General features: G+C 45.4%; 23 protein-coding genes. 9 read left to right on the forward strand and 14 right to left on the reverse strand.

The window, feature by feature from the left end:
* Positions 1–16 precede the first annotated feature (16 nt).
* Positions 17–1,111, forward strand: coding sequence for a M24 family metallopeptidase (locus tag NC996_RS22525; protein WP_190687080.1), 1,095 nt, complete (start codon positions 17–19; stop codon positions 1,109–1,111).
* A gap of 171 nt (positions 1,112–1,282) precedes the next feature.
* Positions 1,283–2,566 carry a DUF6745 domain-containing protein gene (locus NC996_RS22530; protein ID WP_190687083.1) on the forward strand — a complete coding sequence of 428 codons (1,284 nt, stop codon included), beginning with the start codon at positions 1,283–1,285 and terminating at the stop codon, positions 2,564–2,566.
* Positions 2,567–2,600: 34 nt separating this feature from the next.
* Here NC996_RS22530 and NC996_RS22535 read toward each other — a convergent pair whose 3' ends face one another.
* From NC996_RS22535 to NC996_RS22565, 7 genes are all read right to left on the reverse strand, one after another.
* Entirely contained in the window at positions 2,601–2,972 is a 372-nt protein-coding gene (locus NC996_RS22535) for a signal peptidase I (RefSeq protein ID WP_190687084.1), read from the reverse strand.
* A 215-nt stretch (positions 2,973–3,187) separates the two neighbouring features.
* On the reverse strand, positions 3,188–5,296 hold the full coding sequence (locus NC996_RS22540) for a M3 family metallopeptidase (protein WP_190687087.1): 2,109 nt from the start codon (positions 5,294–5,296) through the stop codon (positions 3,188–3,190).
* 107 nt (positions 5,297–5,403) lie between these two features.
* On the reverse strand, positions 5,404–6,423 hold the full coding sequence (locus NC996_RS22545) for an aldo/keto reductase (RefSeq protein ID WP_190687090.1): 1,020 nt from the start codon (positions 6,421–6,423) through the stop codon (positions 5,404–5,406).
* Positions 6,424–6,626: 203 nt separating this feature from the next.
* Positions 6,627–8,702 carry a leucine-rich repeat domain-containing protein gene (locus tag NC996_RS22550; RefSeq protein ID WP_190687093.1) on the reverse strand — a complete coding sequence of 692 codons (2,076 nt, stop codon included), beginning with the start codon at positions 8,700–8,702 and terminating at the stop codon, positions 6,627–6,629.
* Positions 8,703–8,761: 59 nt separating this feature from the next.
* Positions 8,762–9,097: a cytochrome c6 PetJ gene (gene petJ, locus NC996_RS22555; protein ID WP_190687096.1), complete on the reverse strand. Its 336-nt coding sequence runs from the start codon at positions 9,095–9,097 to the stop codon at positions 8,762–8,764.
* A 52-nt stretch (positions 9,098–9,149) separates the two neighbouring features.
* Positions 9,150–9,416, reverse strand: a complete 267-nt coding sequence (locus NC996_RS22560; RefSeq protein ID WP_190687100.1) for a hypothetical protein — start codon at positions 9,414–9,416, stop codon at positions 9,150–9,152.
* Positions 9,417–9,527: 111 nt separating this feature from the next.
* Positions 9,528–9,752 carry a hypothetical protein gene (locus NC996_RS22565; RefSeq protein ID WP_190687123.1) on the reverse strand — a complete coding sequence of 75 codons (225 nt, stop codon included), beginning with the start codon at positions 9,750–9,752 and terminating at the stop codon, positions 9,528–9,530.
* Between the two features lie 123 nt (positions 9,753–9,875).
* On the opposite strand from NC996_RS22565, the gene NC996_RS22570 reads away from it, so the two are divergent.
* Positions 9,876–11,351: an alpha/beta fold hydrolase gene (locus NC996_RS22570; RefSeq protein ID WP_190687102.1), complete on the forward strand. Its 1,476-nt coding sequence runs from the start codon at positions 9,876–9,878 to the stop codon at positions 11,349–11,351.
* A 163-nt stretch (positions 11,352–11,514) separates the two neighbouring features.
* Positions 11,515–12,324 carry a histidine kinase gene (locus NC996_RS22575; RefSeq protein ID WP_190410084.1) on the forward strand — a complete coding sequence of 270 codons (810 nt, stop codon included), beginning with the start codon at positions 11,515–11,517 and terminating at the stop codon, positions 12,322–12,324.
* Positions 12,325–12,478: 154 nt separating this feature from the next.
* Here NC996_RS22575 and NC996_RS22580 read toward each other — a convergent pair whose 3' ends face one another.
* From NC996_RS22580 to NC996_RS22595, 4 genes are all read right to left on the reverse strand, one after another.
* The gene (locus NC996_RS22580) at positions 12,479–12,670 is read right to left on the reverse strand and encodes a YqaE/Pmp3 family membrane protein (RefSeq protein ID WP_190410085.1); all 192 of its coding nucleotides are present in this window, start codon (positions 12,668–12,670) and stop codon (positions 12,479–12,481) included.
* A gap of 213 nt (positions 12,671–12,883) precedes the next feature.
* Positions 12,884–13,276, reverse strand: coding sequence for a phage holin family protein (locus NC996_RS22585; RefSeq protein ID WP_190410086.1), 393 nt, complete (start codon positions 13,274–13,276; stop codon positions 12,884–12,886).
* A gap of 386 nt (positions 13,277–13,662) precedes the next feature.
* A complete protein-coding gene (locus tag NC996_RS22590) occupies positions 13,663–13,941 on the reverse strand; it encodes a hypothetical protein (protein WP_190410088.1) in 279 nt (92 codons plus the stop codon).
* A 15-nt stretch (positions 13,942–13,956) separates the two neighbouring features.
* Positions 13,957–14,439 carry a VOC family protein gene (locus NC996_RS22595; protein ID WP_190687105.1) on the reverse strand — a complete coding sequence of 161 codons (483 nt, stop codon included), beginning with the start codon at positions 14,437–14,439 and terminating at the stop codon, positions 13,957–13,959.
* An 80-nt stretch (positions 14,440–14,519) separates the two neighbouring features.
* Here NC996_RS22595 and NC996_RS22600 point away from each other — a divergent pair, with 80 nt between their 5' ends.
* Together NC996_RS22600 and NC996_RS22605 are read left to right on the forward strand one after the other, a co-directional pair.
* Complete coding sequence (locus tag NC996_RS22600; protein WP_190675333.1) at positions 14,520–15,008, forward strand: DUF4385 domain-containing protein; 489 nt, start codon at positions 14,520–14,522, stop codon at positions 15,006–15,008.
* 151 nt (positions 15,009–15,159) lie between these two features.
* Positions 15,160–16,065: a hypothetical protein gene (locus NC996_RS22605; protein ID WP_190687108.1), complete on the forward strand. Its 906-nt coding sequence runs from the start codon at positions 15,160–15,162 to the stop codon at positions 16,063–16,065.
* Positions 16,066–16,250: 185 nt separating this feature from the next.
* Here the strand turns inward: NC996_RS22605 and NC996_RS22610 are convergent, their stop codons facing one another.
* Positions 16,251–17,279 carry a hypothetical protein gene (locus NC996_RS22610; protein ID WP_190687111.1) on the reverse strand — a complete coding sequence of 343 codons (1,029 nt, stop codon included), beginning with the start codon at positions 17,277–17,279 and terminating at the stop codon, positions 16,251–16,253.
* Positions 17,280–17,573: 294 nt separating this feature from the next.
* Between NC996_RS22610 and NC996_RS22615 the strand changes: the two genes are divergently transcribed.
* Together NC996_RS22615 and NC996_RS22620 are read left to right on the forward strand one after the other, a co-directional pair.
* On the forward strand, positions 17,574–18,587 hold the full coding sequence (locus NC996_RS22615; protein ID WP_190675337.1) for a hypothetical protein: 1,014 nt from the start codon (positions 17,574–17,576) through the stop codon (positions 18,585–18,587).
* Between the two features lie 280 nt (positions 18,588–18,867).
* Positions 18,868–19,470, forward strand: a complete 603-nt coding sequence (locus tag NC996_RS22620) for a hypothetical protein (RefSeq protein WP_190439025.1) — start codon at positions 18,868–18,870, stop codon at positions 19,468–19,470.
* A gap of 175 nt (positions 19,471–19,645) precedes the next feature.
* Here the strand turns inward: NC996_RS22620 and add are convergent, their stop codons facing one another.
* Complete coding sequence (add, locus tag NC996_RS22625; RefSeq protein WP_190687114.1) at positions 19,646–20,686, reverse strand: adenosine deaminase; 1,041 nt, start codon at positions 20,684–20,686, stop codon at positions 19,646–19,648.
* Between the two features lie 484 nt (positions 20,687–21,170).
* On the opposite strand from add, the gene NC996_RS22630 reads away from it, so the two are divergent.
* Positions 21,171–23,426: a Tex family protein gene (locus tag NC996_RS22630; RefSeq protein WP_190687116.1), complete on the forward strand. Its 2,256-nt coding sequence runs from the start codon at positions 21,171–21,173 to the stop codon at positions 23,424–23,426.
* 226 nt (positions 23,427–23,652) lie between these two features.
* On the opposite strand, the gene NC996_RS22635 is transcribed toward NC996_RS22630, so the two are convergent.
* Entirely contained in the window at positions 23,653–24,408 is a 756-nt protein-coding gene (locus NC996_RS22635) for a class I SAM-dependent methyltransferase (protein ID WP_190687119.1), read from the reverse strand.
* Positions 24,409–24,763: the final 355 nt, after the last annotated feature.

A 24,763-nucleotide genomic window follows, 5' to 3' on the forward strand; every position in this document is an offset into this window, starting at 1 on the left:
CTGTAAGAGGTGAGTTATGAATCAAGTTAGTGAAGAAGTCTCTCAGAAGCTAGAGTTAATCCGAAACGCCTTAACAGAATCTGAAGCGCAGGGTTTGCGATTGCGCGGCACAGATTGGTTCGCCTGGGCGACTGCTGGCGGTTCTAGCACCGTACTGCTGACGGCTGAAACTGGAATCGCAGAAGTGCTGGTGACTCCTGAGGATGCCTGGATATTAACCGATGAAATCGAAGCGCAGCGGTTAAAAGATGAGGAGATTCCCGGAAATTTCCAGCATTATGCGAATCCCTGGGCTGATGCGGCGGCGCGTGAATCTTTTGTGCAACAGGCAACCAATGGGGGGAAAATTTTAAGCGATCGCCCGATTCCTCATGTTGAAAAGCGATTACCCGCCTCTCTACAACAGCATAAGCGAACCTTGATACCAAGCGAGCTAGAGCGATATCGCCAGCTAGGGCGTCAGGCAAGCGAAGCGATGACTGAGGTACTCAAAGCCGCCAAGCCAGATTGGACAGAATATCAGCTTGCCGGTGCGGGTGCGGAGGCATTATGGGCGAGGGGGATACATCCAGCGCTGACGCTGGTAGCAGGCGAGAGACGTTTGCCGCTGTACCGTCATGCTACCGCCACAGGTGAAAAGATTGGACGGCAAGCGATGCTGGTATTTTGCGCCAGAAGACATGGTTTGTATGCGAATCTGACCCGATTTGTATCATTCGGTTCGTCCGATGAAAGTGCTAAATTGCATGGTGATGTCCGGCAAATTGAAGCGGAAGCTTTGAATTTTTTAAAGCCTGGAATCGCTCTGAATGCAGTTTATGACACTTTAGCTGATGTTTATCAAAAGCACGGATATCCTAATGCCATCCGAGAACATCATCAAGGTGGAACGACTGGATATTTGGCGCGAGAAGTTGTAGCGAATCCGACGACTAATGACACGTTGGAAGAAAATATGGCTATCGCCTGGAATCCCAGTGTACGGGGTGCAAAGATTGAGGATACTTTTGTACTTCTCAAAGATGGACTAGAAAATCTGACTTTCGATCCAAATTTTCCCAGTGTTGAAGTAGCCGGAAGATTGCGCCCTGTGCCCTTAGAGGTTGGGTAATGAGAACGCCTTGGCGAATGTAATTCGCGTCTACACAGACGAAACCTGCCTACGCAGGTTTGAAGAGGAATTTACTCTTAGTCCGCGAAGGCGGACTTTGTTTGTGTAGCCGCGATTTCTAATCGCCGGGGTCTTTTTTGCACCAGATATATTCAGCAAAGCCGCCGCAGTATGTCACAGGAAAAGATTGAAAAGCTGACTCCAGAACAAGAAGCTTTAATTCCGGTTTATCGGGAGAAGTGGAGAGATATAGCATATTCAACTGAGCCAATTGATAGAGAAAAAGCTGCTAAAGCGGTAAAAGCAGTTTATATTTTGATTGAATTATCTGAACCAGAGATACTTTTTTACGATAGTCCTTATGCAGTAGGTAGCGACAAACAATTAGTCATAGATAAAAATAGAATATATGGAGAATTGTATGAAACCAGAAGAATATTTAACCAAGATTTTTCCGACTATTTATTATCAGCTATAAAGTCTAGTTTTTGTAATACAGTTATGAGCCGACTGGGTAGCGAACTACATAATGATATAAGTTGGAAATTAGAGGGGTTACTAACGGAGGAACTTATAATGTTCTTCCAAACAATGGAGCAAGTGCGAAATCAACTATGGGAGGAAATAGAATTTAAAGAAAAGCAAATACAGAAGCTATGCGAGGAAATGTGGGTACAGCTTGATATACCAATACCAAATAATTTGGTGGATCGGTTAATACTACAGGATTTACTCATAGGAAGTGAAACGAATCATCAACTTGCAAATCGCATATCCCAGGAAACGGATAACCTTAGCCAACAGGAAAACCTACTGAATATTATCTTTGGTAATGATGATATATATATTGAACCCGCTCAATGGGTTAGTTCGGGCAGTTTGTATGACTTTTGCATTAACGTATTAAATTTTGAGTATAAGCAAAAAGAATGGGAAGCATTTCAGACAATAGCCAAGAATTGCGGTTGTATTTTCCCTTATGAGAAGATGGTAATTGTCTGCGATCGCCCTCGCATCCTCTCCCTGGACAACCAGCAGCGCCTCCACGCGGAAGGCGCACCCGCGATCCAGTTTGCAGACGGATACAGCCTCTACGTTTATCATGGGGTAAGATTACCTGAAAAATACGGCAAGCTACACCCAACACAGTGGGAAGCTAAATGGATAATAGAAGAAGATAACGCCGAACTACGGCGAGTGCTAATTCAGGGAATTGGCTACGATAGAATTGCCCAGGAATTAGGAGCAATTGAGTTAGATTCTTATCAAGAATACACTTTATTTAAAATTGATACTGATATTGATGTTGAGCCAATATCTTTGTTGAAGATGACTTGCCCAAGCACAGGATTTATTCATGTGTTGCGCGTACCACCTGAGATGATATCGGCACGGGAAGCGATCGCTTGGGTGAATTGGGGAATTAAGCCGGAAGAATTTTCTGTGCAGACATGAAATTTTTTGATGATTCACGCGCTATTGAAAGCAATCAACTAACTGCTACACTATCTCCCAACTTCGAGGGCCAGCGGACAGTCAGAATGGTACAATCTGACTCGGCAGACCAAGAATGGGGTACGCCTGGAGACCAGAGAACGTAGTCGCCTTCACGAGACAGTAAGACTTCTTGCTCTGGAAATTTAACGTGAAATCGTCCTTTAATCAGGATAGAAAGTGTAGTTGCTTCCTCATTCATTGCCCATTCGGATCTCCCGTCTCCTGCTGGGTGCATCCCCCATTTCACTTCTAGGTTGGAAGTCGAACGAATGTCATCGATTGGGTTTATAAAATGACCGAGAAACCAACCAGAACGATTTGCACCTTCACTATGAGCATTCCCAACAACAACATTAGACGGCATTTGCGAATCCTTGCTTATATGCAAGTATTAATTTTATAAAACTCAGCAAAATTATCAAGTCGGATGACTAAGTGTTAACGCACAAGTGCTAACGCACAAATGTGAACGCACACAGATTGTGCAAAATCTTAGGAATTGTAGAGACGCAAAATTCTACGTCTCTACAGGATGGGATTTCTCTCTACTCCCGGCGAGATTTCCCGGCGAAATGTTCCTTAACGGGACGCCACGGCTAAGCCGCTATGGCGCAGTAAAGGCTCCGTACTCGGTTCCCGTCCCCGGAAGGACTTGAACACTTCCATCGGGTGTAAGCTACCACCCAGCGCCAACACGGTGTCGCGGAAGCGCTTACCTGTAGAAGCTACAGCCGTCTCATCTTCTAAGCCAGCGTCTTCAAAAGCTGCAAAGGCATCAGCACTGAGAACTTCAGCCCACTTGTAGCTGTAATAACCCGCCGCATAGCCGCCAGCAAAGATATGTCCGAACCCGCATAAAAAGGAGTCTTCTGGCAGAGGGGACAAAATTGTTGTGGTTTGGGCAATGCGGTTTCGCACATCAGCCACCGTTTCATTCCCACCCGGTTGATAGCGATGGTGCAGTTCGATATCCACTAAGCTAAAGTGCAATTGCCGCAACGTGCCAGTACCGCTCATGTAGTTGCGTGCTGCCAAAAGCTTTTGGTAGTAATGCTCTGGTAAGGTTTCCCCGGTTTCGTAGTGCTTCGCCATTCCCATCAAAGTGGGTCGGTCATAGCACCAGTTTTCCATAAACTGGCTGGGTAATTCTACCGCATCCCATTCCACATTGTTGATGCCTGCTGCACCCGGATAATCCACCTTGGTCAGCATATGCTGCAAGCCGTGACCGAATTCGTGGAATAAGGTTTCTACCTCGCCAAAGGTCATCAGGCTGGGTTTGCCATCGACTGGGGGGGTTTGGTTGCAGACCAAATAGGCGACAGGTAAGCGTGTAGTGGGCGTGCCAGCTTCGATAATTTTGGCACGGACTAGGCACTCGTCCATCCAGGCACCGCCGCGCTTTTCGGCGGGACGGCTGAAAGGATCTAAATAGAAGTATGCGATCGCATTGCCTGTTTCATCAGCAATCTGGAAGTAACGCACATCCTCATTCCACACTGGGGCTTGACCATCAGCCGCCGTGACGGTAATGCCAAATAACCGCTTGACGAGGCTGAATAGCCCATCTAGCACTTGTGGTAGGGGGAAGTAAGGGCGTAACTCTTCTGCACTGAAGGCGAACTTTTCTTCCCGCTGGCGTTCCGACCAAAAGCTGATATCCCAGTGCTTCAAGTCGCTGCTTTCTGCGGCTCCTTTACTTGCAGCATACGCTTTTAATTCTTCTAATTCCTTCTTAGCCGCATCATAACTAGCGCCGCGCAGTTCATCTAGTAACGCCTCAACTGCTTCAACGCTAGGAGCCATTTTTCGGGCTAGGCTTAACTCGGCAAAACTGTCAAAACCGAGTAGCCTTGCCTTTTCTTGGCGCAGTTCCAATATGCGCTCAATGAGTGGGGTGTTATCTAACTCGCCACTCGATGCACGGCTGACATAGGCTTTATAAAGCTTTTCGCGCAAGTCCCGACGGGTGCTGTGCTGCAAGAAAGGGCCAAAGCTGGGAAAATCCAGGGTGATGCGCCAAGGGCCATTTTCAGGGGTGGCATTTTCTTCGCCAGCAGCACGGGCAGTTTGAGCAGCTAGACTAATTAAGCTGGGCGGTAAGCCGTCAACTTCGTCTTTGTTGGTGAGGGTCAGGCTAAACGCTTTTGTAGCGTCGAGGACGTGGTTAGAGAACTTGGTGGAAAGTTCTGCTAATTCGAGTTGGATAGCGTTGAAGCGATCGCGCTTTTCTCCTTCTAACCCAACGCCGGAAAGTTCGGCATCTTTAATCGCTGATTCGACAATCCGCTTTTGGGCTGGTTCCAGGCTATCCCAAGCGTTGCTACTTTGCAGCCCCTTAAATGCTTCATACAGCGGCTTACTTTGGTTCAGCTGGTTGGAAAACTGCACCACTTTTGGCTGCACGGTTTCGTGCGCTTCGCGGATTTCGGGGCTATTCTTCACAGCCATCAAGTGACCGACAATCCCCCAACTCCAGGTTAAGCGTTCAACCAGTTGTTGGAGGGGATCGACTAAACCGCTCCAAGTCGGTTCTACCTGAGTTTCTAGGGTGGCAAGTTCCTGTTCTAGTTCAGCCAGTAGCTGCGTCATCGCCGGAACGACGTGTTCCGGCTTGATGGCATCAAATGGGGGCAGCCCTTTGCCGATGAGTAACGGGTTATCAGTAATAATGGCGTTTGCACTCATAGGTGATTTGTTTGTAAACGTATTTGGGCTGAATCGTCCTTGTTATCCGATCTTAAGAAAAAAATCAGCTACCCTTACAGGGTGGTTAACCGTAGCGAAGTTGCGGCTTATCGTCGGTACTCGTCGCCGCAGTCACCGATAAGCTGGTAGAGATCGCGCGATTGTTGAGCGATCGCATTCATTCGCCGATCATCCTCTGCATCCAGTATCAAATCAAACACCCTGGCATTGTCTTCGATATGCTCTGACACCCCTAACCGTGCGCCGACGATTGCACCCGCGACTGCTGGCTGCTCTAGAATATAACGCACCGCCACATTAGAGATATTTACCCCGTGCTTCTGAGCAATCTCTTGGAGGACAGAAAGTAACTCTTGAAATAAATTCCAGCCACCCCACGCATCTACCATATTCTTGTATTTTCGCAAGCTAGCCGTCTTCAGTTCTCCTGCTCGCGGTTCTGGTTGTCCCAGGTACTTTTCTGACAGCAAGCCGCCGCAGAGTGTCCCGTAAGCAAAAAGCTTGATGTTATTCTCTTGACAGAATTGCACCATGTTCGCTAAGGGACGCCTGTCAATTAGCGAAAATTGCACCTGATTGGAGACAATTTTGATACCTGCCTCGGTAATAATTTTCAGACGTTCTGTATCAAAATTTGTCAAAGCTAGATGATTGATTTTTCCCTCCTCTTGGAGTTCCGCCATATACTTGAGCGCATCCAAGTAGTTTTTATCGCGATAATCCCACCAATGAAACTGCATCAAGTCAAGAGAATCAACTCCCATTCTTTTTAGGGAAATATTAATGTTATCTTCTACCAACTTGCGCGTCATTTTAGTGGGTCTTGGTACCCATTTTGTGAAAGCTTGCAAGTTAGACAGCGCCTCTTCACCTCGACTTGCTACCAATTGCCTCCGGAACTCTCCAATAAAGTCCTCAGCGGGGCCATAATGGTCGGCTAAATCCCAAGTGGTGAAGCCTGCATCCATGTAATCAAACATATTTTGGATCGCAGCTTTTGAGTCAATTCTTCCATGTGCGCCTGACACTTGCCACATTCCATTCAGTACGCGGCAGATATTCAAATCTGGGGTAAATTGTAATCTACTTGATTCTGGTAAATTCATGTTGACGCTTTGTTATGTATAGATAAAATTATTGCCTATAGTGCCAGAAGTTGGATGCGATACACAAACTTAACCTCTCCCCAAACCCCTCTCCTCGTAGGAGAGGGGCTTTCTCTATCTCCTAGTTTTGAAATTTAAATACAGATAAACACTGATAATTTATCTGCGTTTGTCTATGGTTAATAAGTCTAAAAACTTACTATTCAGGTTTGTACGGAAAAATCTTCTGGATCGATGTCCCAATTGATCCAGCGAATCGCTGCACGAGCCGATGTAATATCCGGCGGCACTCGCATAGCATGAATGAAACCAGTGCTAGGACAAGTCATTTTTATCAAGTGAATAGGCTCTTTTTGAGGAGCATCATCAAAAGCATTACGTTGAAAACCATCAATATCAGCATCAAGTTTTAGCAAAGTGTATTCTTGCCAGGAATCTAATTCAGTTGCTTGTAATTCTTGACAGATTCGTGCATAGCCAATTCCTTGAATTAATATTCGACGCAATTCAGCGTTGTCTTCTTCTAAAATCCATTGTGCCTGCCATTGATGGGGATGCAGTTTGCCATATTTTTCAGGCAATTTTACCCCATGATAGTAATACCCCGTATGCCATCCATCAGCAAACTGAATCGCGGGTTCACCTTCGGCGTGGAGGCGGTTTTGGCTGTCGAGGGAGAGTTTAGTCGGGCGATCGCATACAATACAAACCTTCTCAAACGGGAAAATCCAGCCGCATTGCTCGAAAAGCTGGTTCAAGCATTCAAGTGCTTCCTGTGACTTCTGCTCCAGCACCCAACCGATAGAGACACAGTATTGGCTGATGCTGATAATCGCAACGAAATCTTCAGGGGTAATGGCACTCAATGGTTGGTAATATTGCAACAAATGTTGTGTTAGGTTATTCTCGATCGTTCTTCCTAGTTGAAAGTTGATCTCTTGCTGCAAAGCTGTCCAGACTCCTAAACTCAGCGATTTCCTAGCTAATTGGGATAGTGACTGTGCGAGTGAAATTCCCAACTGCTGGTATTCGCGTAACCACTCAACACCAGTAAGTGGACTACTGCAAAAAATGATTTCAGGTTCTTCTTGACCAATAACTGCGTAGGTTGATTTTATTGTTTCTGTGACTTTTTGACGATCGATCGGCTGTGTTAACAAAGCGCGCCACTTCTGTTGAAGCGATCGCAACAAACTTAGATTGGAAATTGGATTGGCTTGAAGATACAGTTCGGTGAGGTTGGTTAACCCAGATAGCTCGCTCAAGTCAGTAATTTGATTGCCACCGAGATTCAGGCGGGTGAGGTTGGTTAACCCAGAGAGGCTACTCAAGTCAGTAATTTGATTGTTACCTAGATACAGTTGGGTGAGGTTGATTAACCTAGAAAGCCCACTCAAGTCGGTAATTTGATTGCTACCGAGATTCAATTGGGTAAGGTTGGTTAACCCAGAAAGGGGACTTAAGTCGATAATTTGATTGTTATTTATATACAGTTGGGTGAGGTTGGTTAACTCAGAAAGGGGACTTAAGTCGGTAATTTGATTGTTGTAGAGATGCAGGTGGGTGAGGTTGGTTAACTCAGAAAGGGGACTTAAGTCGGTAATTTGATTGTTGTAGAGATGCAGGTGAGTGAGGTTGGTTAATCCAGAAAGCGCACTCAAGTCTGTAATTTGATTGGTGTGGAGATTCAGACGGGTGAGGTTGGTTAACCCAGAAAGCGCACTCAAGTCTGTAATTTGATTGTTATTTAGATACAGTTGAGTAAGGTTGATTAACCTAGAAAGCGGACTCCAGTCGCTAATTTGATTGTTATTTGGATACAGGTAGGTACCGTTGTAGAGATGCAGTTCGGTGAGGTTGGTTAACCCAGAAAGAGAACTCAAGTCAGTAATTTGATTAATGAGATACAGTTGGGTGAGGTTAGTTAACCTAGAAAGCCCACTTAAGTCGATAATTCGATTGTCATTTAGATACAGTTGGGTAAGGTTGATTAACCCAGAAAGCGGACTCAAGTCTGTAATTCGAGTGTTATAGAGATTCAGTTGGGTAAGGTTGGTTAATCCAGAAAGCGGACTCAAGTCGGTAGTTTGATTGTTGTAGAGATGTAGCTCAGTGCAGCTTGATAGTATCCGATTCGCTTGATTACAGTCAGAAGTGCCAGCTTTCTGCAACAACACCTCAACCGTATGCCTTGCTGCTGGAGAGAGGCTATCTTTGTGCAAACACCAGTCAGCAAAGCTGTTAAAAATTGTGGTTTGGTTTGGCTGCGATCCGGACATAAAGCACCCTCAACAGTAATTTTTGCTTTTTTAGTCAGGTGTCAGTAACCAGCAACTTGTTAGGAACGCCAGTCTTTTTCAGCTTGTTCTAGCACGTAAGCAGAAACAGCTTGGATTTCTTGTTCGCTGAGGCGGTCTTTGTATGCCGACATATTGTTTTTGCCGTTGGCGACGATGGATGCGATCGCATCCACGTTATCCATGTCATTTCGTTTTAATGCCTTGAGTTTCAGATTCTTCCCGCGTCTGATAATATTGCCGCCGTTGAGATGACAGCCTGCACACTGGACGCTAAAGATTTTGGCACCGTTAGCAGTATCTGCGGCTAAAGCTGGAACGCTAAAAGCAATTAGCACGGTGAAAGTTAGAAGTAAGACGGTTAGTAGCTTCCTCAAGGGACTTTTCCTCGGTTTTTATTAAATTAATCACCACTGAGAATCCGCTATTTTATGAATCGGTGTCTTCTCCCTCAACTTCTTCGTCTTCTATCGCTTCCTGAAGAAATAAGCGTGCCAATCTGTTATAGGTGCCAGGGCCAACAAATTGAGGATAAGTATGAGAACGGCTGTACACCCATACCAGTTCTTTTCCGTCAAAAATGCGGATATCTTGAAACAGACCTTTGCATTTTGGTTGCAGCGACTTAGCTGTATTTAATGCGTCCGTCCATCTTTCAAACTCTTGGGAAAATTCATAGGTGATGACTTTAAACATAAGCTTGGGCTTCTTTCTTGACTTCCTAATTTGAAGCTTAAGCGGCGGGTAGGAATTGGGGGAATGATTCTGGACAAGCGACCAAAAGCACCGAGGTCAAAGTGCCTGATGTCAAAGTGCCTCAAAGGAAGCGGTGAATCCTTCAAGACTTAAACACTCGTCTTGGAAAGATTCGGCGTCTCCGACCTCTTCAACCTTGTATTCCATGAAGCGCTGACCATCTGGCGTTTTTTTGGAAGAGATACAAGTGCTTTGATACTTGTCTGCGATCGCTTTACAGGTAGTCCCATTGCGTTTCCAAGCATCGCCCGAACAGCTAATCGTTACCAGCCACATAACTTCAGTCTCCATTGATATTGGGGGTGTGCGATCGCGAAAACTCTGAGTTGCTCTGACGCAATCTGATGCATCATATCAAGGGTTATCACCCTAAGCCTAACTCCGGAGTTAAGGATTGATATGACTCGCAAGCGCTTATTTTCGCTAATTGTGGCGCTGTTACTGATTGCACTTTCCTGGTGGGGGGTAGCGGCGGCACGGACTGGATTGGTGACGCGAACATTCTCAGATACATTCTCAGATAAAGGGTTGCCGATGCTGTACGTCGCACCAGAGGGTTTTGAACAGGGTTCTGAGAAAATACCCGGTGTGCTGGTGGCGCACGGCTATGCGGGTTCTAAGCAATTAATGCTGGGCTACGCGCACGTTTTGGCGCACGCGGGGTATGCCGTGATGTTGTGGGATTTCGGCGGACATGGCGCGAATCCAGCACCCCTAGAGCGCGATTCACTTCAGCAAGACCTGAATGTGGCTTATGCTGCCCTGTTGGAGCAACCAGAGGTCGATCCTAGCCGCTTGGCGCTGCTGGGGCACTCAATGGGGAGTGGTGCGGTGATGTCGGCGGGTATCCGCAATCCCGACCGCTTTGCGGCAACGGTTGCCGTCTCGCCAACGGGTGCGGGAGTGACGCCTTCTATCCCGCGCAATCTTCAGCTACAAGCCGGGAGTTGGGAAGGTGGATTTGTGACGAATGCCCAGCGGTTGCTGGCGGCGGCAGGAGGAGAAAACGATAACTTTGCTGGGGGAAGGGCGCGATCGCTCGTTATCATCCCGAACGCCGAACACATCACCATTCTCCTCCGCAATATCAGCCACCAAGCTGCCCGAACGTGGCTCGATGCTACCTTCAGAATTCAGAGTAGCAGTAACTATAGTGACCGTCGGATGGCTTGGTATGCCTTGCATTTGTTGGCATGGCTGTTGTTCCTTTTCGCCGTTGCCCCTGCTGTTGCTGACCCGGCGACTACACCTAAGGCAAAGGTGCATCCGCTACAAAGCTTGCTAGGTTCGCTTTTAGCTCCCTTCCTTGCCAGCGCTTCACTCCTATTGCTGAGTCGTATAGGGGAAATTGACAGCTTGGGTGGCGTCCTCGTCGGCGGTGCAATCGGAATTTGGTTCTTTGTGGCAGGCGTCGTCTGGCTGGGGATTCTCTTGCGCCTACAACGTCCTACACTCAGGGCGCTGGGGATAGGCTTAGGGCTGTTTGTACTGCTTTGGGTGGGTTTTGGGGCAATGGCACAGTCGGTGTGGCTGCAATGGTGGCTAATTCCAGCACGTCTGAAGCTTTGGCCTTTGCTGTCGTTGGCTTGCCTTCCTTGGTTTCTAGCGTCGGGAGTGGCGCAACAGGATGCTGGGGTACTCTCGCGGATGGCGTGGTGGTTGTGGCAAAGCGTGCTGCTAGTAGGCGGCTTTATTTTGGCGGTGTACTTGGTTCCGCAACTTGGTTTTATCTACCTGTTGCTGCCGCTATTTCCGCTAGCGATGGGTATTTTCTCCTTTGCTGGCAGCCAACTTAATAATGTGTGGAGTTATGCACTGGGGAGTGCGTTGTTTTTCGGTTGGGCGATCGCTGCTGCTTTCCCGCTCGCTAGTTAGCGAATACAGAATTAGAAGTTTTCTACCTAAAGGAAGTACCGATTTCGAAGCGATCGCGCCAAGATAGAAGAAGCGGATTATAACCTCTTTTTTGCTGGAAAGCTTGTACAAGTAGTTTAATTAAAGCTTCATCTAAATCAACTACTACAAACCGGGGAAGAAAATGCCTAATAATAAAATCAAAGAACAAATTACAACCGATCTCCATCAAGCTAAAGAAACAGGACAGCTCAGAGCAGAGCGGATTCGGGAAATTGTTCAATCTGCTGTCTCTCAGGTGGGTTCGGAGTTTAAGGAAGGTTCCACCGAACTTCGCTCAATTGTTAAAGATGCGGTTTCTGTGGTTCTGGAAAACTTGCAAGATAAAGGTGGCGAACTCAAAGAAGAAGTCACGGCTACGATTGAGGGAGCGGTTGAAGGCTTTAGCCATCTAAGACATCGAAATATTGCGAAAACGCAAGCAGAGGTTAAACAGCTACAAGCTCAACTGGACAACGAAGAAAATGAACTCCAGCAAGAAATTGATAAGCTGCTAGTAGACATCGAAGAATCTGGTAAAGATACCTCGCCTTCTACCAAAACTGCTCTGGAGTCTGCGATTAATAATCTCAAAAATAGCGACGAGGTCGCATCGCTGAAAGAGCGTTATGCTCAACTACAAGCTCAACTAGCGATTCTCCGAGCGAATTTGGCTGCACGTTACGGGGGACGCGCCGAGGACGTGAAGGGGTACCTGGACGAAGCGAAGCACTGGTACGACCGTTCTCGCCCTCAAGCTGAAATAATGGTTCAGCAGGTAGAACAAAAGCGATCGCAGGTTGAAGAAAAACTGGGTGATGCTGGGGTAGCGATCGCTAAGAAAGAACGTCAGGTACGTCAAATCTTGAGTGAGTTGTTACGAACAGCAGCAGATGCAATTCGCGAAAAAGAACCCGTGAGTAAATCAGGGACTCCTAAAGATTCTCACCATTAATTAAAACAGAACCAGCTAAGACTTAGCTGGTTCTGTTTTTTAAACTCAATTTTTAAACTTGCAGTAGGGTTTTAACACGCAACCAGCACTCAAGAAAGACTTCTACTCCCACCACTACCGCTACAAGGGATAGAAGCGTCTAACTAACCTTGGCTTAGTATACGTTTTCTCCTCCAGCCATTCTTTCTTCGTGCTTCACGATTACCCAAACCGCATGAATACTACCGGGAAGCCAACCCAGAACCGTAAGCAAAATGTTGATGAATAAAGTTGGGCCAACACCAACTGTCAGAAAAATGCCTAAAGGAGGCACGAGAAGACCAGCCAGAATCCGGAGTAATTTCATGAGACTACTTCAACTTTCTTATTTAAACTCTTATTAGTCTTATTGTCCTAAATCAAGTAATTGAAGACCTCCCCCTAACGAATTATCTTCGTTTGGATAGATGGTATACAAAACTGCATTCATCTTTCTAGCTTGCAAACTAAAAAAGGAGGAATAGCATCTAGCTTTCCTCCTTTTTTTAATCCCTATCAATTTTACTTCTCTGGATAGAGATTAACCTTGAGTTTTCAAGTCACTACTGCTGCCGGTTAGTACACCCGCATTTCTCTCAGCAAAATATTTGCTGATGAAAGTATTTGCAAAAGATAGAACGACGGGTGCCAACAGAAAAGCTAAAATCCCATGCATACTAAATCCGGGAACCAAAATTGAAGCCAACCAGAAACATATCCCGTTAACGACGAGCGAAAATGTTCCTAAGCTGACAAAGTTAAGCGGCATAGATAGTAAAGATAGAGTCGGCTTAACTCCAGCATTGACTAAGCCAATCGCTACAGCAGCAATTAAAGCAGCAGGAAATGTAGCAATATTAACACCTGGAACAAGTAAATCAACAATTAGTAGGCTAAGAGCTGTAGCTACCCAGGTAAAAAGCGTTCCCATCATGGTTTTTTTCCTTAAATTGACACAATAGAAAATTTTAAAGTCCTGATACTATGCTCAGCGATCGCCTAGCCTTCAACCTCCCTACGAAGGTAGATTTTTCTAGAAGCGATCGCCTGTTGCCTTGGTGTTTTAGTGTCTTGGTCGTTGATTACACACAAGATGTAGATAAGGTAGTTCCTCTCGCCAGGAGAAGGCAGTAAATCTCAATACAATCAGGACAACTTAAGCTAAGTGAAATTAGTGATGTATAGGATGGGTAAGCGATAGCGAAATCTATGCAGGGGTTGGGTTTCCCAAGTCAAACACCACTTGCGTGCGGGGGAACCCCCCGCACGCAAGTGGCTCCCCAACCTACGAACATCTTCAATTTAATTGCATCCGCTTACTTATTGTTGAGGTGCAGTTATGCTGACGTTATTCGTTGAGCTATCCAATACTATCCAGCCAGATTTCCCGTCTAAATTCTCTGAACTATTTGCCACTTTAAAATAGAGCTTCTCGCCGCCACGAGTTTCAACAGCAAAATCGGCTTTTTCCGCATAAACCACTTTAAATCCTCGGTCTCTCAGACAATACATCGCCCAAGCTTTCAGCGTGTGCTTGTGTGGTTCATATTGAATCGGAGGCTTGTTTAACGCCTCTTCCATCACCTTAATTAGCTGCACTGGTTGCACGCTCCACTAGATACTTTCCCTTTTAGTTTCTGCTGGATCGCAGCGAATTTCAATCAGGAATCCATCCGGGTCGTAAAAGTAAATGCCTCGTCCGGTGGGACGGCTGACAGGGCCGTGATCGATGGGCACTTGATTTTGTTTTAGCACCTCGACCGCCCGCTCGAACAACTGCGGGTCGATGTCAAAGGCGAGGTGATTGACGCGGGTAAAAGCGCGATGCGGGTCATTGTCTGGGGGTGGCAAATCCGGCTCCCAAAACAAGTCGAGGACGGTACCATCGGGGGTGACGAAATTGGTAACTTTGCCTGATGCTACAAGCGATCGCAATGTGGTCGGCACTTCTTCACCCGTCAGTTCGTACAAACCCAGGATACCCCCGTAAAAGTGCCGGGAAGCTTGCAGATCGTGGACGTTCAAGGCAATGTGGTGGACTCGCCGCAGATCCCCTGCGGAAAGGGCAGTGTTGACGGATTGGGGGCTGGATAGCATGACAGAAAAGACTCCTTTCGTTACTTTCGATAGAAGCAAGACTTTTTTCTTTAAGTCTATTATTCAAAATAAAAATTATCATGCCCTTTGATTACACTTTAGATTTTAAGGCAATCGATTTTCGCTCTTCTCCCGAACTTTATCGAGTGGGTAAGGGCGAGCAGGGGGTGCTTTTGGTAGAACCCTACAAATCAGAAATTCTTCCCTACTGGCGCTTTAAAACTCCAGAGATTGCCAGAGAATCGAGCGAAAAAATTTACCAGATGTTTCTGGATTACCTAGAACAAGATGATTTTGTTGGCGCGGATATGGCACGGAAGTTTTTACAAATGGGTTATACGCGATCGCGCAGATATGCCAATCATAAAAGCGGCAGAAAATTTAAGTCAAATCCTCAAAAAGAAACCTCTAAAGAATCACAGCTTCAAGCAAGGAAAGATATTTTACCCAATGAAGTAGATCCGGTGAAAGCTGAATCAGCCGCAATCTTTAAAGAGAAATGGATGCAAGCAAAGATAAATGAGAAATATTTACAGCTTTTAGCAAACCATAAACAGATGTACGAGTAAGGATGAAAGAGAATAATCTTAGCAAATAGAATTCGCAGCTTCGCCAGCCTTCCTATGTCAGTTCAAATACTGACACATAATCAACTCAGAGTTTTCGGAAACGCTTTCTACATTGGTGTTGTATACAATTAGTTTACCGAGAACAATCAAAATGAGTAATAGCCGGAAATCAATTTTATTTTTTAGCTTATTCCTCACCCTTTTGGGAACAATCACCTCTGGGAAACACGTCCTAGCGATCGCCCAATCTTCAGAATCAACCCAGCGACTAACTGTATCACAGACATCACCCTCCAAATTGGCACAGCTTTCTTCTACATGTACCTATGACGATAGAAAAACCGTAGAAACTGTGAAAGACAAAAAGGGTAAAGTGACACTGGTTGGTGAAACTTATGTCATCGTAACTGAAGGACAGAATGGTATAAGATATGCAACTTGTAATCTTCCTGATAGTTTCAAGGCAGAAGGAAAAGCAATTACATTCAGTGGTGAAGTAAAAGAAATCTATCCTAATGAACGTTGGGCAGCTACACCGTTAAAAATTACAGCGATCGCATCCAGCACCCCAACTTCGACCCCAACCCCAACCCCAGTTCAATCTATTCAAAGCCTATCGAATGGTAACTACACCTTTTGTAGCAAACCTCCCTCAGGCACCGGGAACCAACAGGGTGTAGATTTAGGGCATTGTTATGTATTTGGGAAGAAAGGAAATCGCCTAGTCGGAGACCTTTACGATACCAAAAATTTGGGCGAAGTAACCGCTTGTGTTAGCGGTGTAGTTAATAAGAGAACTGTTAGCGGCGAAGCGATAGAAATTGTCGGAGATATTGGTCGGCAAAATATACCGCCAAACTCATCAGGCACCCGGTTAGTTAATTGGGACAATCAGGGTTACTTGAAAGTTGCGAGAGCTACTGTAATTGGCAGGCTGAATAGCCCTGGCAGCAACAATGTCAGAAAAGTTCGCTATCGTTCTGCTTTGCTTAACTTAAATGGTTTTTATCGCCACAATCAACTGAAACAAGCACCTACAAACTGTTTAAAACGCTAAGAAAGGCAACCGCTAAAAGTAAGCGATCGCATTCTCAATAACAGTAGGTTAAACCCAACAACCAAGAAACCCAACCAATGCTTAATCGAGTTGGGTTTCTTTGCCGCATTCCAACTTAAATTTTTATTGATAGTAAAACTTTACTATCAATATTTGTATCAAAAATCCTCAAATTGATAAATTTATTAATTCAACTTGTCTCCAGTTGAATGAGTATACTTCTGATACCCATTGTTTGTTGGATAATTATTTGTTGGATACAAAGCATTGGATTTGAATAATTGCCCCGATTGGATAATCGCAATAGCGATGGGTTCTAAAGCTTTTGTCCAGCTGTCTCTGATTCGCTGCTGCTCTTCCGGAGTGGGGTTGGTGCTTAACCGTTGAATTTCAGCCAGGACAATTGCTGGTAGTTGCTCGTAGAAACTCATTGCTAGTTCACTACCTACCTGATTCAGCAACAGTTGCACTAAAGCAGAGCTGTTCATTACATCATTCGCAACACTACCCGTTGCACCAGTGGCAGTTGCACTAGCGGCAGTTGCACTAGCGGCAGGGGGCGGATTTAATTGGGGGATAGCATCAACGGGAGATACAGGGGTTTTAACAGGCTCAGCAGGACTTTGAAGCGTGTCGCTGCCATATTCAATCGGAGGTTGAACAATCACAGCAGGACTTTGAAGTGTGTCCCTGGCATCTTCAATCGGAGGTTGAACAATCGCAGCAGGACTTTGAAGCGTGTCGCTGCCATATTCAATAGGAATAGTAGGGTGAACAGGCACAGGACCTTTATGCGTATCCCAGGGGTCTTCAATCGTAGGGTGAACACCCGTAGCAGCGCCTTTAAGGCTGTCGATTGCACCTTCAATCGTAGGGTGAACACCCGCAGCAGCACCTTTTATTACTAAATCCGCAGCACCTTCAACAATCGCTTTAATACCCTCACCTACACTTTTACCAGTAAACGCCGCAGCAGCTGCACTGACTACAGCACCAAAGGTTGCTCCAGCTAAAGCAGCATTCGCCACACGCCTGCGGGTGCCTGTTGGCTGAACACCAGACTCTTCTGTAGCCGCGTCAGTCTCTTCATTCGCTGCATCTGACGCAGCATCACCGCCATCTCCGCTAGTGTCTGCTGGAGGAACGCTGGACTGTGCCGGAATCCGGTCAGTATTTTCGTCATGCCGATCAAAAGGCTGATTGCTCTGTGTCATAATGCCCCGTCTCCTGCCTACCAAAACGGCTTAACGATCTGAAGTCACTGCTACTGCTAATTTAGCGATCGCGCGTATAGACTTACACCGACCTCAAGGGAGACATCCTTAAATACCCAGCAAGGTATAGCCATATACGATGATTGGGATTCCATATCTACAACTACAGATGCAATAGGTGTTGAGTCATGTCTGCCTTTAGCTCAGTTAAATCCTTATTGAGGCTCGTTAGAGTTGCAATAGATAACGAGCTACAGCAAAACGATATTTAGATGCTTGGGGGCAAAAGAGACAATGATGACTAATAATACGCCAAATTTCGAGAGACGTGACGAAAATGCTGGCTCTAGCGAGACAGCTCAACCTTATATTCGTACAGAAAGCACAACTCAACCTAGTGGAATAGCAAGAGCAGAAAACAGCCCTACGATTACATCTCAATCTGTTGCTCGGCAACAACCCACCGACATCAATGCTCGGCAACAACCCACCGACATCAATGCTCGGCAACAACCCACCGACATCAATGCTCGGCAACAATCCGGCAGTATGAATGCTGGACAACAATCTAGCAGCATGAATCCAGCCTTATCTAGAGCGCTGATGGGAGGACTCATCGGTGCTACCTTAGGGACACTAGCCGGTCTGGTAGCTGGTAGGAGAACATCTGAGGGTGTGAAACACGCTGCAAAAGGTGTTGGCGATGCGACAAAGACTATTGCTGGCGGTGTTAACCAGACTGCAAAAGGTGTTGGCGAAGCAGCAAAGACTGTAGCTGGCGGTGTTGGTCAGACAGCCAAAGGTGTTGGCGAAGCGGTTAAGAGTGTAGCTGAAGGCGTTAACTACGCTGTAGTAGGCACATTACAAGATACCGCTGAAGGTGTTAGCCAGGCTGTAGTAGGTACATTGGACGCAGTAAAGGGTACAGCTTCAAATGCTAAGCAAGTTGTAGCAGGTGCCGCAGACCAGCTACAGGATAAAACTGAGGATGCCAAGCAATCTGCAATCAGTGGATTGGACGCAGTTCAGGATGCCGCTGAGGATATCAAGCCATCTTACGAGCAGAACGTCAAGGTAGCGAAAGAGCATCCGGTGATCAGTACGCCGCAGGTCACGACAACTGCGAACATCGGCATGGAAAGGGACATGGATATGCAGACAGCATATATTTCCGGCCCAGATGAGGAAGATGTGGTTAATCGAAATAGGTTTTCAGAGACTGAAACCTCACTAGATCCTAATGCAACCTATCTCCAAGAAGGGGAAGCTTCTGGTTTCCAACGTTATGAAGATACTGCTGACATTTAGAAGCAAGTCTTGATGACTGCGAATGATTGATAGAAGGGTTAGGAGTTAGGAGTTAAGAGTTGGAAATTGATAACTCATAATTCATGACTCCTAACCTTTATCAATTGTCCCTGAAAAACAACCCTTGCAAATTAGAATAAAATTGTAATTAGTTGGGTTTGAACTAAGCGTTAGCAAAGGATATTTCCGCATTTGCTTAGGTTAGGAGAATATCGCTTTTTGCCTATTTAAGCAAGCGGCTATCATCAGTATCTATTTAAGTAGAAAGGAGACGATTTTTATGATTGATAATGACAAAGTTTTGGGTGAAGATGAAATATTTGTTGAACAAATCCCACACGAATATGATGCTCCTCCAGCAGACACAGGCATGAATAATGCCTTGACTAAAATAGCGATTGGAGCATTCATTGGTGCTACGGTGGGTGCGATAGCTGGCGCTATGGCGAATAAGGGTGCCGTTGATCGGGTAAACCAGACTGTAAGAAATGCAGGAAATGCAGTCAAAAATGCCGCTGACGGTGTTAACCAAACTGTAAGAAGCGTAGGTGATGGTGTAAAGAACGTAGCTGTCAGCGTTAACGACACAGTAATCGATGTAGGGGATAAAGTTAAGGGCGTCACCCAGGATGTTAATTACACCGTAAAAGATACCCTTAGCACAGTTAAGGGTACAGCGGAGAATGTTAACGAGACTGTGAAAGGTACAGTAGATGTACTCAAGGATGCAGCGGATAATGTTAACGAGAATGTCAGAGGTGCGGGAGAAGCATTGAAAGGTGCATCTGAGGATGCCACTCCATCTGAACCTCAGATTGTCAAGGGGCCTGATAAGCAGGTAAAGTACATTTTAGTGCCAGTAGAAACTGAAGGGAATGTTTGATAAACCAAACTTCGAGGAAGGGGAAGTTTAGGAACAAATACTTGAAGTGTTGCTTTTGCAACTGGACAAACTTTTGTCGCAAGAACAAATTTTAATTAGAAGCGATCGCTCTCTGAAAAAAAGAAGCGATCGCTTCTTTTTTTCTAATAAAAAGGGTAGATTGAGGCTTCACTTTTTATTTAATTGTAGAAATCTTAATAGATGAGGAATTGATTAAGGGCAGTGCCGTTTCAATTTTTCCAAGTAGCTCCATTTTTTCTATGTCATCACACCAAGAAGATTTGATGGCATTTTTAATCAAATTTACAATATCATCCAAAGAAAATCCTAATTTTTCAACCAACATTTTATACTCGTAACCTAAACTCGAATTAAACATTTTTGGATCGTCAGTATTAACCGTTATCAGCAGTCCTTCCTCGTATAATTTTTTAATCGGGTGAAGTTCAATGCCAGCAACGACTCCTGTTCTCAAATTAGAGATAGGACACATCTCTATTGGGATTTGCTCTGACTTCAAAAAGGATACTAATTCTGGATCGTCTATCGCACGTACACCATGCCCAATACGATCCACTTTTAAGCTGCGAATGGCTCCCCAGATACTCTCAGAACCTGCTGCTTCACCCGCGTGGGCAGAAGTTTTAAACCCCAAGTTTCTCGCTTGCTCGTAAACCGCTTCGTAGGGTTCGGGAGGAAATGTTTGTTCCGAGCCACCGATGCCAATTCCCAAGACTCCAAGATTTTTTACCTCGTGAATCTGTTTTACCCAAGTCATTCCCTGTTCCGGTCCGAAATCTCGAATCAGGTCGGCTACTAAATTCACTGTAATTTTATCGGCATGAACATCCAAACCTTTGCGAATTGCTTCTGTGAGTTTCTGGGGTTCCAGTCCATGCCTAATAAAATCGCCTGGAGAATAAAAAGCTTCCACATAAATAATATTTTGAGAAGCTAAATCCTCAGCAACTTTACTAGCAATCAATGTAAAATCTTCGTATTCTCGTAAAAAGTTGTTCTTCCAAACCCAGGTGTCAATAAAATGTTGAAAATCTTTGTATTGAAATTTTTGCTCCATCTGGGAGAATGAACCAACCGAAGAAACGGCATTATACTTTTCTATAAGTTGCCAAAGGGCTGTGAGGGGAATTGCTCCCTCCAGATGAAGATGAAGTTCAACTTTGGGTAATTGGTGCAGAGTATCATTTAGCAACATATTCTTAAGATGAAAAGTAATTTTTATCGGCGTCAGATGACGTAATTTTACCGCTCAAAAATCGCCAACTCTATTTATTAGAGTTACTTTGCCTAAAGGTTATTATCTTCCTCCAAGTGGTTCACCCGATTGGGTGAGAATATGGACGGTGAGAGTATGGACAGATAGCTCCCATGTGAGAATATAGCGGGCAAGCAGTTGAGTCCAAGACAAACCTAACCCCCAGCTCCTTCCCTAGTAGGAAAGGGGAGTAAGACTTAAATCAAAGCCTCTCTCCTCCTAGGACAGAGGTTTGGAGAGAGGTCAAAAATGTACTGCATCCAACTGAGAACGGCTATATCCCATTGATGTTCCTTGGCAGCGAGGGTGCGCCTACACACAATTAGTTTTCTGTCAATCTGGAAGCGATAAAAATAATTCGTGGATGGGTGTTTTAGGATGATCATCACAGAAGTGTCTGATTCGTAACTGCTGAACACATCCGATGCTGAACATTCCTCAACTACTGGCACAAGAGCTTTCTCTCAAACCTTCTCAGGTGCAAAGTGCGCTGGAACTTTTCGCCGAGGGGTCAACGATTCCCTTTATTGCTCGTTATCGGAAAGAGCGTACTGGCACAATGGACGAAATCCAGCTTCGCAACCTGTCGGAGCGATTTACCTACCTGACGGAGCTGGAAGAGCGCAAGGCGGCGATTCTGGAAGCGATCGCATCCCAAGGTAAACTCACCGATGAGCTGAAAGCTAAAATCGAATCCTCTGTGCAAAAAACCGAACTAGAGGATCTTTACCTACCCTACAAAACGAAGCGACGGACACGTGCCACCATCGCTAGGGAAAAAGGACTGGAACCCTTGGCAGAGTTTATCAAGTCGCTGAACAATCGCACTGCTCAGCCTGCATCTCTGGAGTCAGAGGCGGCAAAGTATATTTCTGAAGAAAAGGGAGTGAAGACGCTGGAGGAGGCGCTTAAAGGTGCTTCTGACATTCTGGCGGAGGCGGTGTCTGAAAAAGCTGAGGTGCGATCGCATCTACGCGACTATTTGATGAACGAAGGGGTATTCGTCTCGCGCATCAAAAACGATCATCCCGAAGGTTCCACCAAATTTGAGATGTACCGAAATTTTCAGGCTTCGGTGAAAAATATTGCGCCGCACAACTTTCTGGCACTGCTGCGAGGGGAGACGGAGGAAGTGTTGAACTTAGAACTGTCCTTCGATGAAGAAGTTGTCCTTTCCTATTTGGAGTCGCAGGAAATCCAAACGAAAGTCCCAGCAGTGAGAGACTTTTATCGGGGAATGCTCAAAGATGCCTTCAACCGTTTGATGAAAGCTTCCCTGATTAGCGAAGTGCGTGCTGATAGAAAAGCTTATGCAGATGTCGAGTCGATTAAGACATTTGAAAGTAATTTGCGGGAGTTGCTGCTGTCGAGTCCAGCGGGATTGAAGCCAACCCTGGCAATCGATCCGGGATTTCGGACTGGGTGCAAAGTTGCCGTTCTTGATGAGACGGGGCAATTTTTAGAATACCAGGCTGTCTTTCCCCATCAAGCAGCCGAGCAGCGATTGAAGGCTGCCAGCACTATCAAGAAATTGATTGAAAAGTACAATATTCAACTGATAGCCATCGGTAATGGCACTGCCGGACGAGAGACGGATGAGTTCGTTGCAGAAATTCTCAAGACGATGGATCGCAAACCGATTAAAGTCATGGTGAATGAGTCGGGAGCATCGATTTATTCTGCGAGTGATGTAGCGATCGCAGAATTTCCCGATCTTGATATTACCGTTCGCGGTGCTATCAGCATCGGTCGTCGCTTGCAAGATCCCTTAGCCGAACTGGTCAAAATTGATCCCAAGTCGATTGGCGTCGGACAGTACCAACACGATGTCGATCAAAAATTACTGAAAACGAAGCTAGATGATACGGTAGAAAGTTGCGTGAACTATGTCGGTGTGGATTTGAACACCGCCTCGAAGGAACTTCTGACCTTTGTTTCCGGGATGACACCAACGGTTGCCAAAAATATCATCACCTATCGCAACAAACAAGGTGCATTCAAAAACCGCCGGGAACTTCTGAAAGTACCAAAATTAGGACCAAAAGCCTTTGAACAGGCGGCTGGTTTCTTGCGGATTCGCGCTGGCGAAAATCCTTTAGATAATACAGCCGTACATCCTGAGAGTTATGGGGTTGTACAAGCGATCGCTAAAGATTTAAATGTGCCATTGGAGCAAATTACGCAAGTTGCAGAAAAACTTAAGTCAACCAACTTGAAGAAATACGTCACTGATACCGTCGGCGAACCGACGCTGCGCGATATTATCAGCGAACTGGAAAAACCGGGAAGAGATCCCCGCGCCGAGTTTAAGTATGCCACTTTTAAGGAAGGAGTCAAAGAAATCAAGGATCTCCAAATTGGCATGGAACTGGAAGGGATTGTGACGAATGTTGCTAACTTTGGCGCGTTTGTCGATATCGGCGTTCACCAAGATGGTTTGGTGCATATTTCGCAACTCTCTGACCGATTTGTAGACGATCCAAAACAAATTGTCAAAGTCGGACAAGTTGTGAAAGTGCGAGTGCTGGAAGTCAACGGGCAGTTGAAACGCATTAGTTTGTCGATGAAATCAGCAGGCGAAGCGAGTGGCGGAAGTAGTGTGAAAAAGGCAAGCGATCGCATGCAACAAAAATCACCAACACTAAACGACTTAAAAACGAAGTTTGGTAGAAAATCGTAAGCTTGCAACTTCCTAGCTCGATCCCCCCAACCCCCCTTTTTAAGGGGGGCTAAAATTCTTAAGACTTTGGCAATATTGGGTAAGCTCTAAATAAAAAAATACTTTTTTATTTACAGATTCTGATTTTTATCAAGTTTTTTTAGTTTAGAAATGAAAAATATTGGTTTTAGCTTCCCTTAAAAAGGGGGGTTGGGGTGCTCAAATATAGCAGCAGCCCAAAATTATCTTATCCCTCCAGCTTTTGAAATACCATCAAATGCTGCTGAGGTAAAAAGCTTTTTGTTTCCAACCATTGCAAACCCACTGCTGCCATTTCTTTACGCACTTGCTTTTGAGTCATTTTGTGCAGCGCTTTGATCAGAATAAACGGATTTTCACCGCGATACTCAACTAAAACTACACGTCCACCTGGTTTAAGCGCCTTCACAAGTGCTTCCATCACTTCTCTGGGATACTCAAATTCGTGATAAGCATCCACCATTAACGCCAAATCGACACTTGCTGTCAGCAGATTTGGGTCTTTAATTGTGGCTAAATTTGGCTCAACATTCGTAATATTTCCCTCTTTTTTCATAAAATTCATCATGTCGAGCATCTCCGGCTGAACATCCACCGCCAGCACCTTCCCTTGTGACACGAGGGGAGCAATGCGAAAGCTCATGTATCCCGTCCCGGCTCCGATATCTGCCACAATATCAGTAGGTTTCAAGTCAAGGGCATTCACCACTTTAGAAGGTCGCTCTTCAGCTTCTCGACTCGGTCGTTCCAGCCAAAATGCTCCCTTATGTCCCATCACTTTAGCAATTTCTCGACCCATGTAAAACTTGCCAATGCCTTCTGAGCTGTGGTTGCTCCGTTCCTGATAAATCGCGTTATCAGAAGCTATTGTATTTGTTAGTCCCGTGTCAGCAGGATTGAGCAAGAAACCGCCTATCATTACCAAAATAATCACCGCTACACGTAATTTTTTCAAAATTTCCATCCTTGGTTTACCTAAATATGTCTCTGCTTTGTGCCCCAAAGCTCAACTTAGCACTCAGACAGTCAAGAGCATATCATCCGATTCCTTAAAATCTTCGGAATTCCCGAAGAAACGGCTATATGAAGAATCGGATGTATTAGGAAGTAGCTGGTGATGCGATCGCGGCATCGACTAATGGGCTAATCCCACTCGGAGATTCTCAAAGCACCGCTGGACACCCATTTAAGTTGAAATTTCATCATTAGACCTCTTGCAAAAGTCGTCGCTGGGGTAATATGAGGTCTGAAATTATGCGCTCGCTCACCTGTCTTCTACGCTCACCCCTGGTAATTCATAAGTAAAGCTAATGAAATAC

Origin of the sequence: Trichocoleus sp. ST-U2 (genome assembly GCF_039961875.1) — a bacterium.
In the GTDB taxonomy this organism is placed as follows: domain Bacteria; phylum Cyanobacteriota; class Cyanobacteriia; order Cyanobacteriales; family FACHB-T130; genus FACHB-T130.

Excerpts from the sequence above, each read along its gene's own strand:
- NC996_RS22545 (WP_190687090.1), bottom strand. The coding sequence starts at position 6,423 with ATGAATTTACCAGAATCAAGTAGATTACAATTTACCCCAGATTTGAAT.
- NC996_RS22540 (WP_190687087.1), bottom strand. The coding sequence starts at position 5,296 with ATGAGTGCAAACGCCATTATTACTGATAACCCGTTACTCATCGGCAAA.
- add (WP_190687114.1), bottom strand. The coding sequence starts at position 20,686 with ATGTTGCTAAATGATACTCTGCACCAATTACCCAAAGTTGAACTTCAT.
- NC996_RS22610 (WP_190687111.1), bottom strand. The coding sequence starts at position 17,279 with ATGACACAGAGCAATCAGCCTTTTGATCGGCATGACGAAAATACTGAC.
- NC996_RS22580 (WP_190410085.1), bottom strand. The coding sequence starts at position 12,670 with ATGAAATTACTCCGGATTCTGGCTGGTCTTCTCGTGCCTCCTTTAGGC.
- NC996_RS22635 (WP_190687119.1), bottom strand. The coding sequence starts at position 24,408 with ATGGAAATTTTGAAAAAATTACGTGTAGCGGTGATTATTTTGGTAATG.
- NC996_RS22630 (WP_190687116.1), top strand. The coding sequence starts at position 21,171 with ATGCTGAACATTCCTCAACTACTGGCACAAGAGCTTTCTCTCAAACCT.
- NC996_RS22585 (WP_190410086.1), bottom strand. The coding sequence starts at position 13,276 with ATGATGGGAACGCTTTTTACCTGGGTAGCTACAGCTCTTAGCCTACTA.
- NC996_RS22605 (WP_190687108.1), top strand. The coding sequence starts at position 15,160 with ATGAGTAATAGCCGGAAATCAATTTTATTTTTTAGCTTATTCCTCACC.
- NC996_RS22550 (WP_190687093.1), bottom strand. The coding sequence starts at position 8,702 with ATGTCCGGATCGCAGCCAAACCAAACCACAATTTTTAACAGCTTTGCT.
- NC996_RS22615 (WP_190675337.1), top strand. The coding sequence starts at position 17,574 with ATGATGACTAATAATACGCCAAATTTCGAGAGACGTGACGAAAATGCT.
- NC996_RS22570 (WP_190687102.1), top strand. The coding sequence starts at position 9,876 with ATGACTCGCAAGCGCTTATTTTCGCTAATTGTGGCGCTGTTACTGATT.
- NC996_RS22530 (WP_190687083.1), top strand. The coding sequence starts at position 1,283 with ATGTCACAGGAAAAGATTGAAAAGCTGACTCCAGAACAAGAAGCTTTA.
- NC996_RS22595 (WP_190687105.1), bottom strand. The coding sequence starts at position 14,439 with ATGCTATCCAGCCCCCAATCCGTCAACACTGCCCTTTCCGCAGGGGAT.
- NC996_RS22565 (WP_190687123.1), bottom strand. The coding sequence starts at position 9,752 with ATGTGGCTGGTAACGATTAGCTGTTCGGGCGATGCTTGGAAACGCAAT.
- NC996_RS22525 (WP_190687080.1), top strand. The coding sequence starts at position 17 with ATGAATCAAGTTAGTGAAGAAGTCTCTCAGAAGCTAGAGTTAATCCGA.
- NC996_RS22620 (WP_190439025.1), top strand. The coding sequence starts at position 18,868 with ATGATTGATAATGACAAAGTTTTGGGTGAAGATGAAATATTTGTTGAA.
- NC996_RS22600 (WP_190675333.1), top strand. The coding sequence starts at position 14,520 with ATGCCCTTTGATTACACTTTAGATTTTAAGGCAATCGATTTTCGCTCT.
- NC996_RS22560 (WP_190687100.1), bottom strand. The coding sequence starts at position 9,416 with ATGTTTAAAGTCATCACCTATGAATTTTCCCAAGAGTTTGAAAGATGG.
- NC996_RS22575 (WP_190410084.1), top strand. The coding sequence starts at position 11,515 with ATGCCTAATAATAAAATCAAAGAACAAATTACAACCGATCTCCATCAA.
- NC996_RS22535 (WP_190687084.1), bottom strand. The coding sequence starts at position 2,972 with ATGCCGTCTAATGTTGTTGTTGGGAATGCTCATAGTGAAGGTGCAAAT.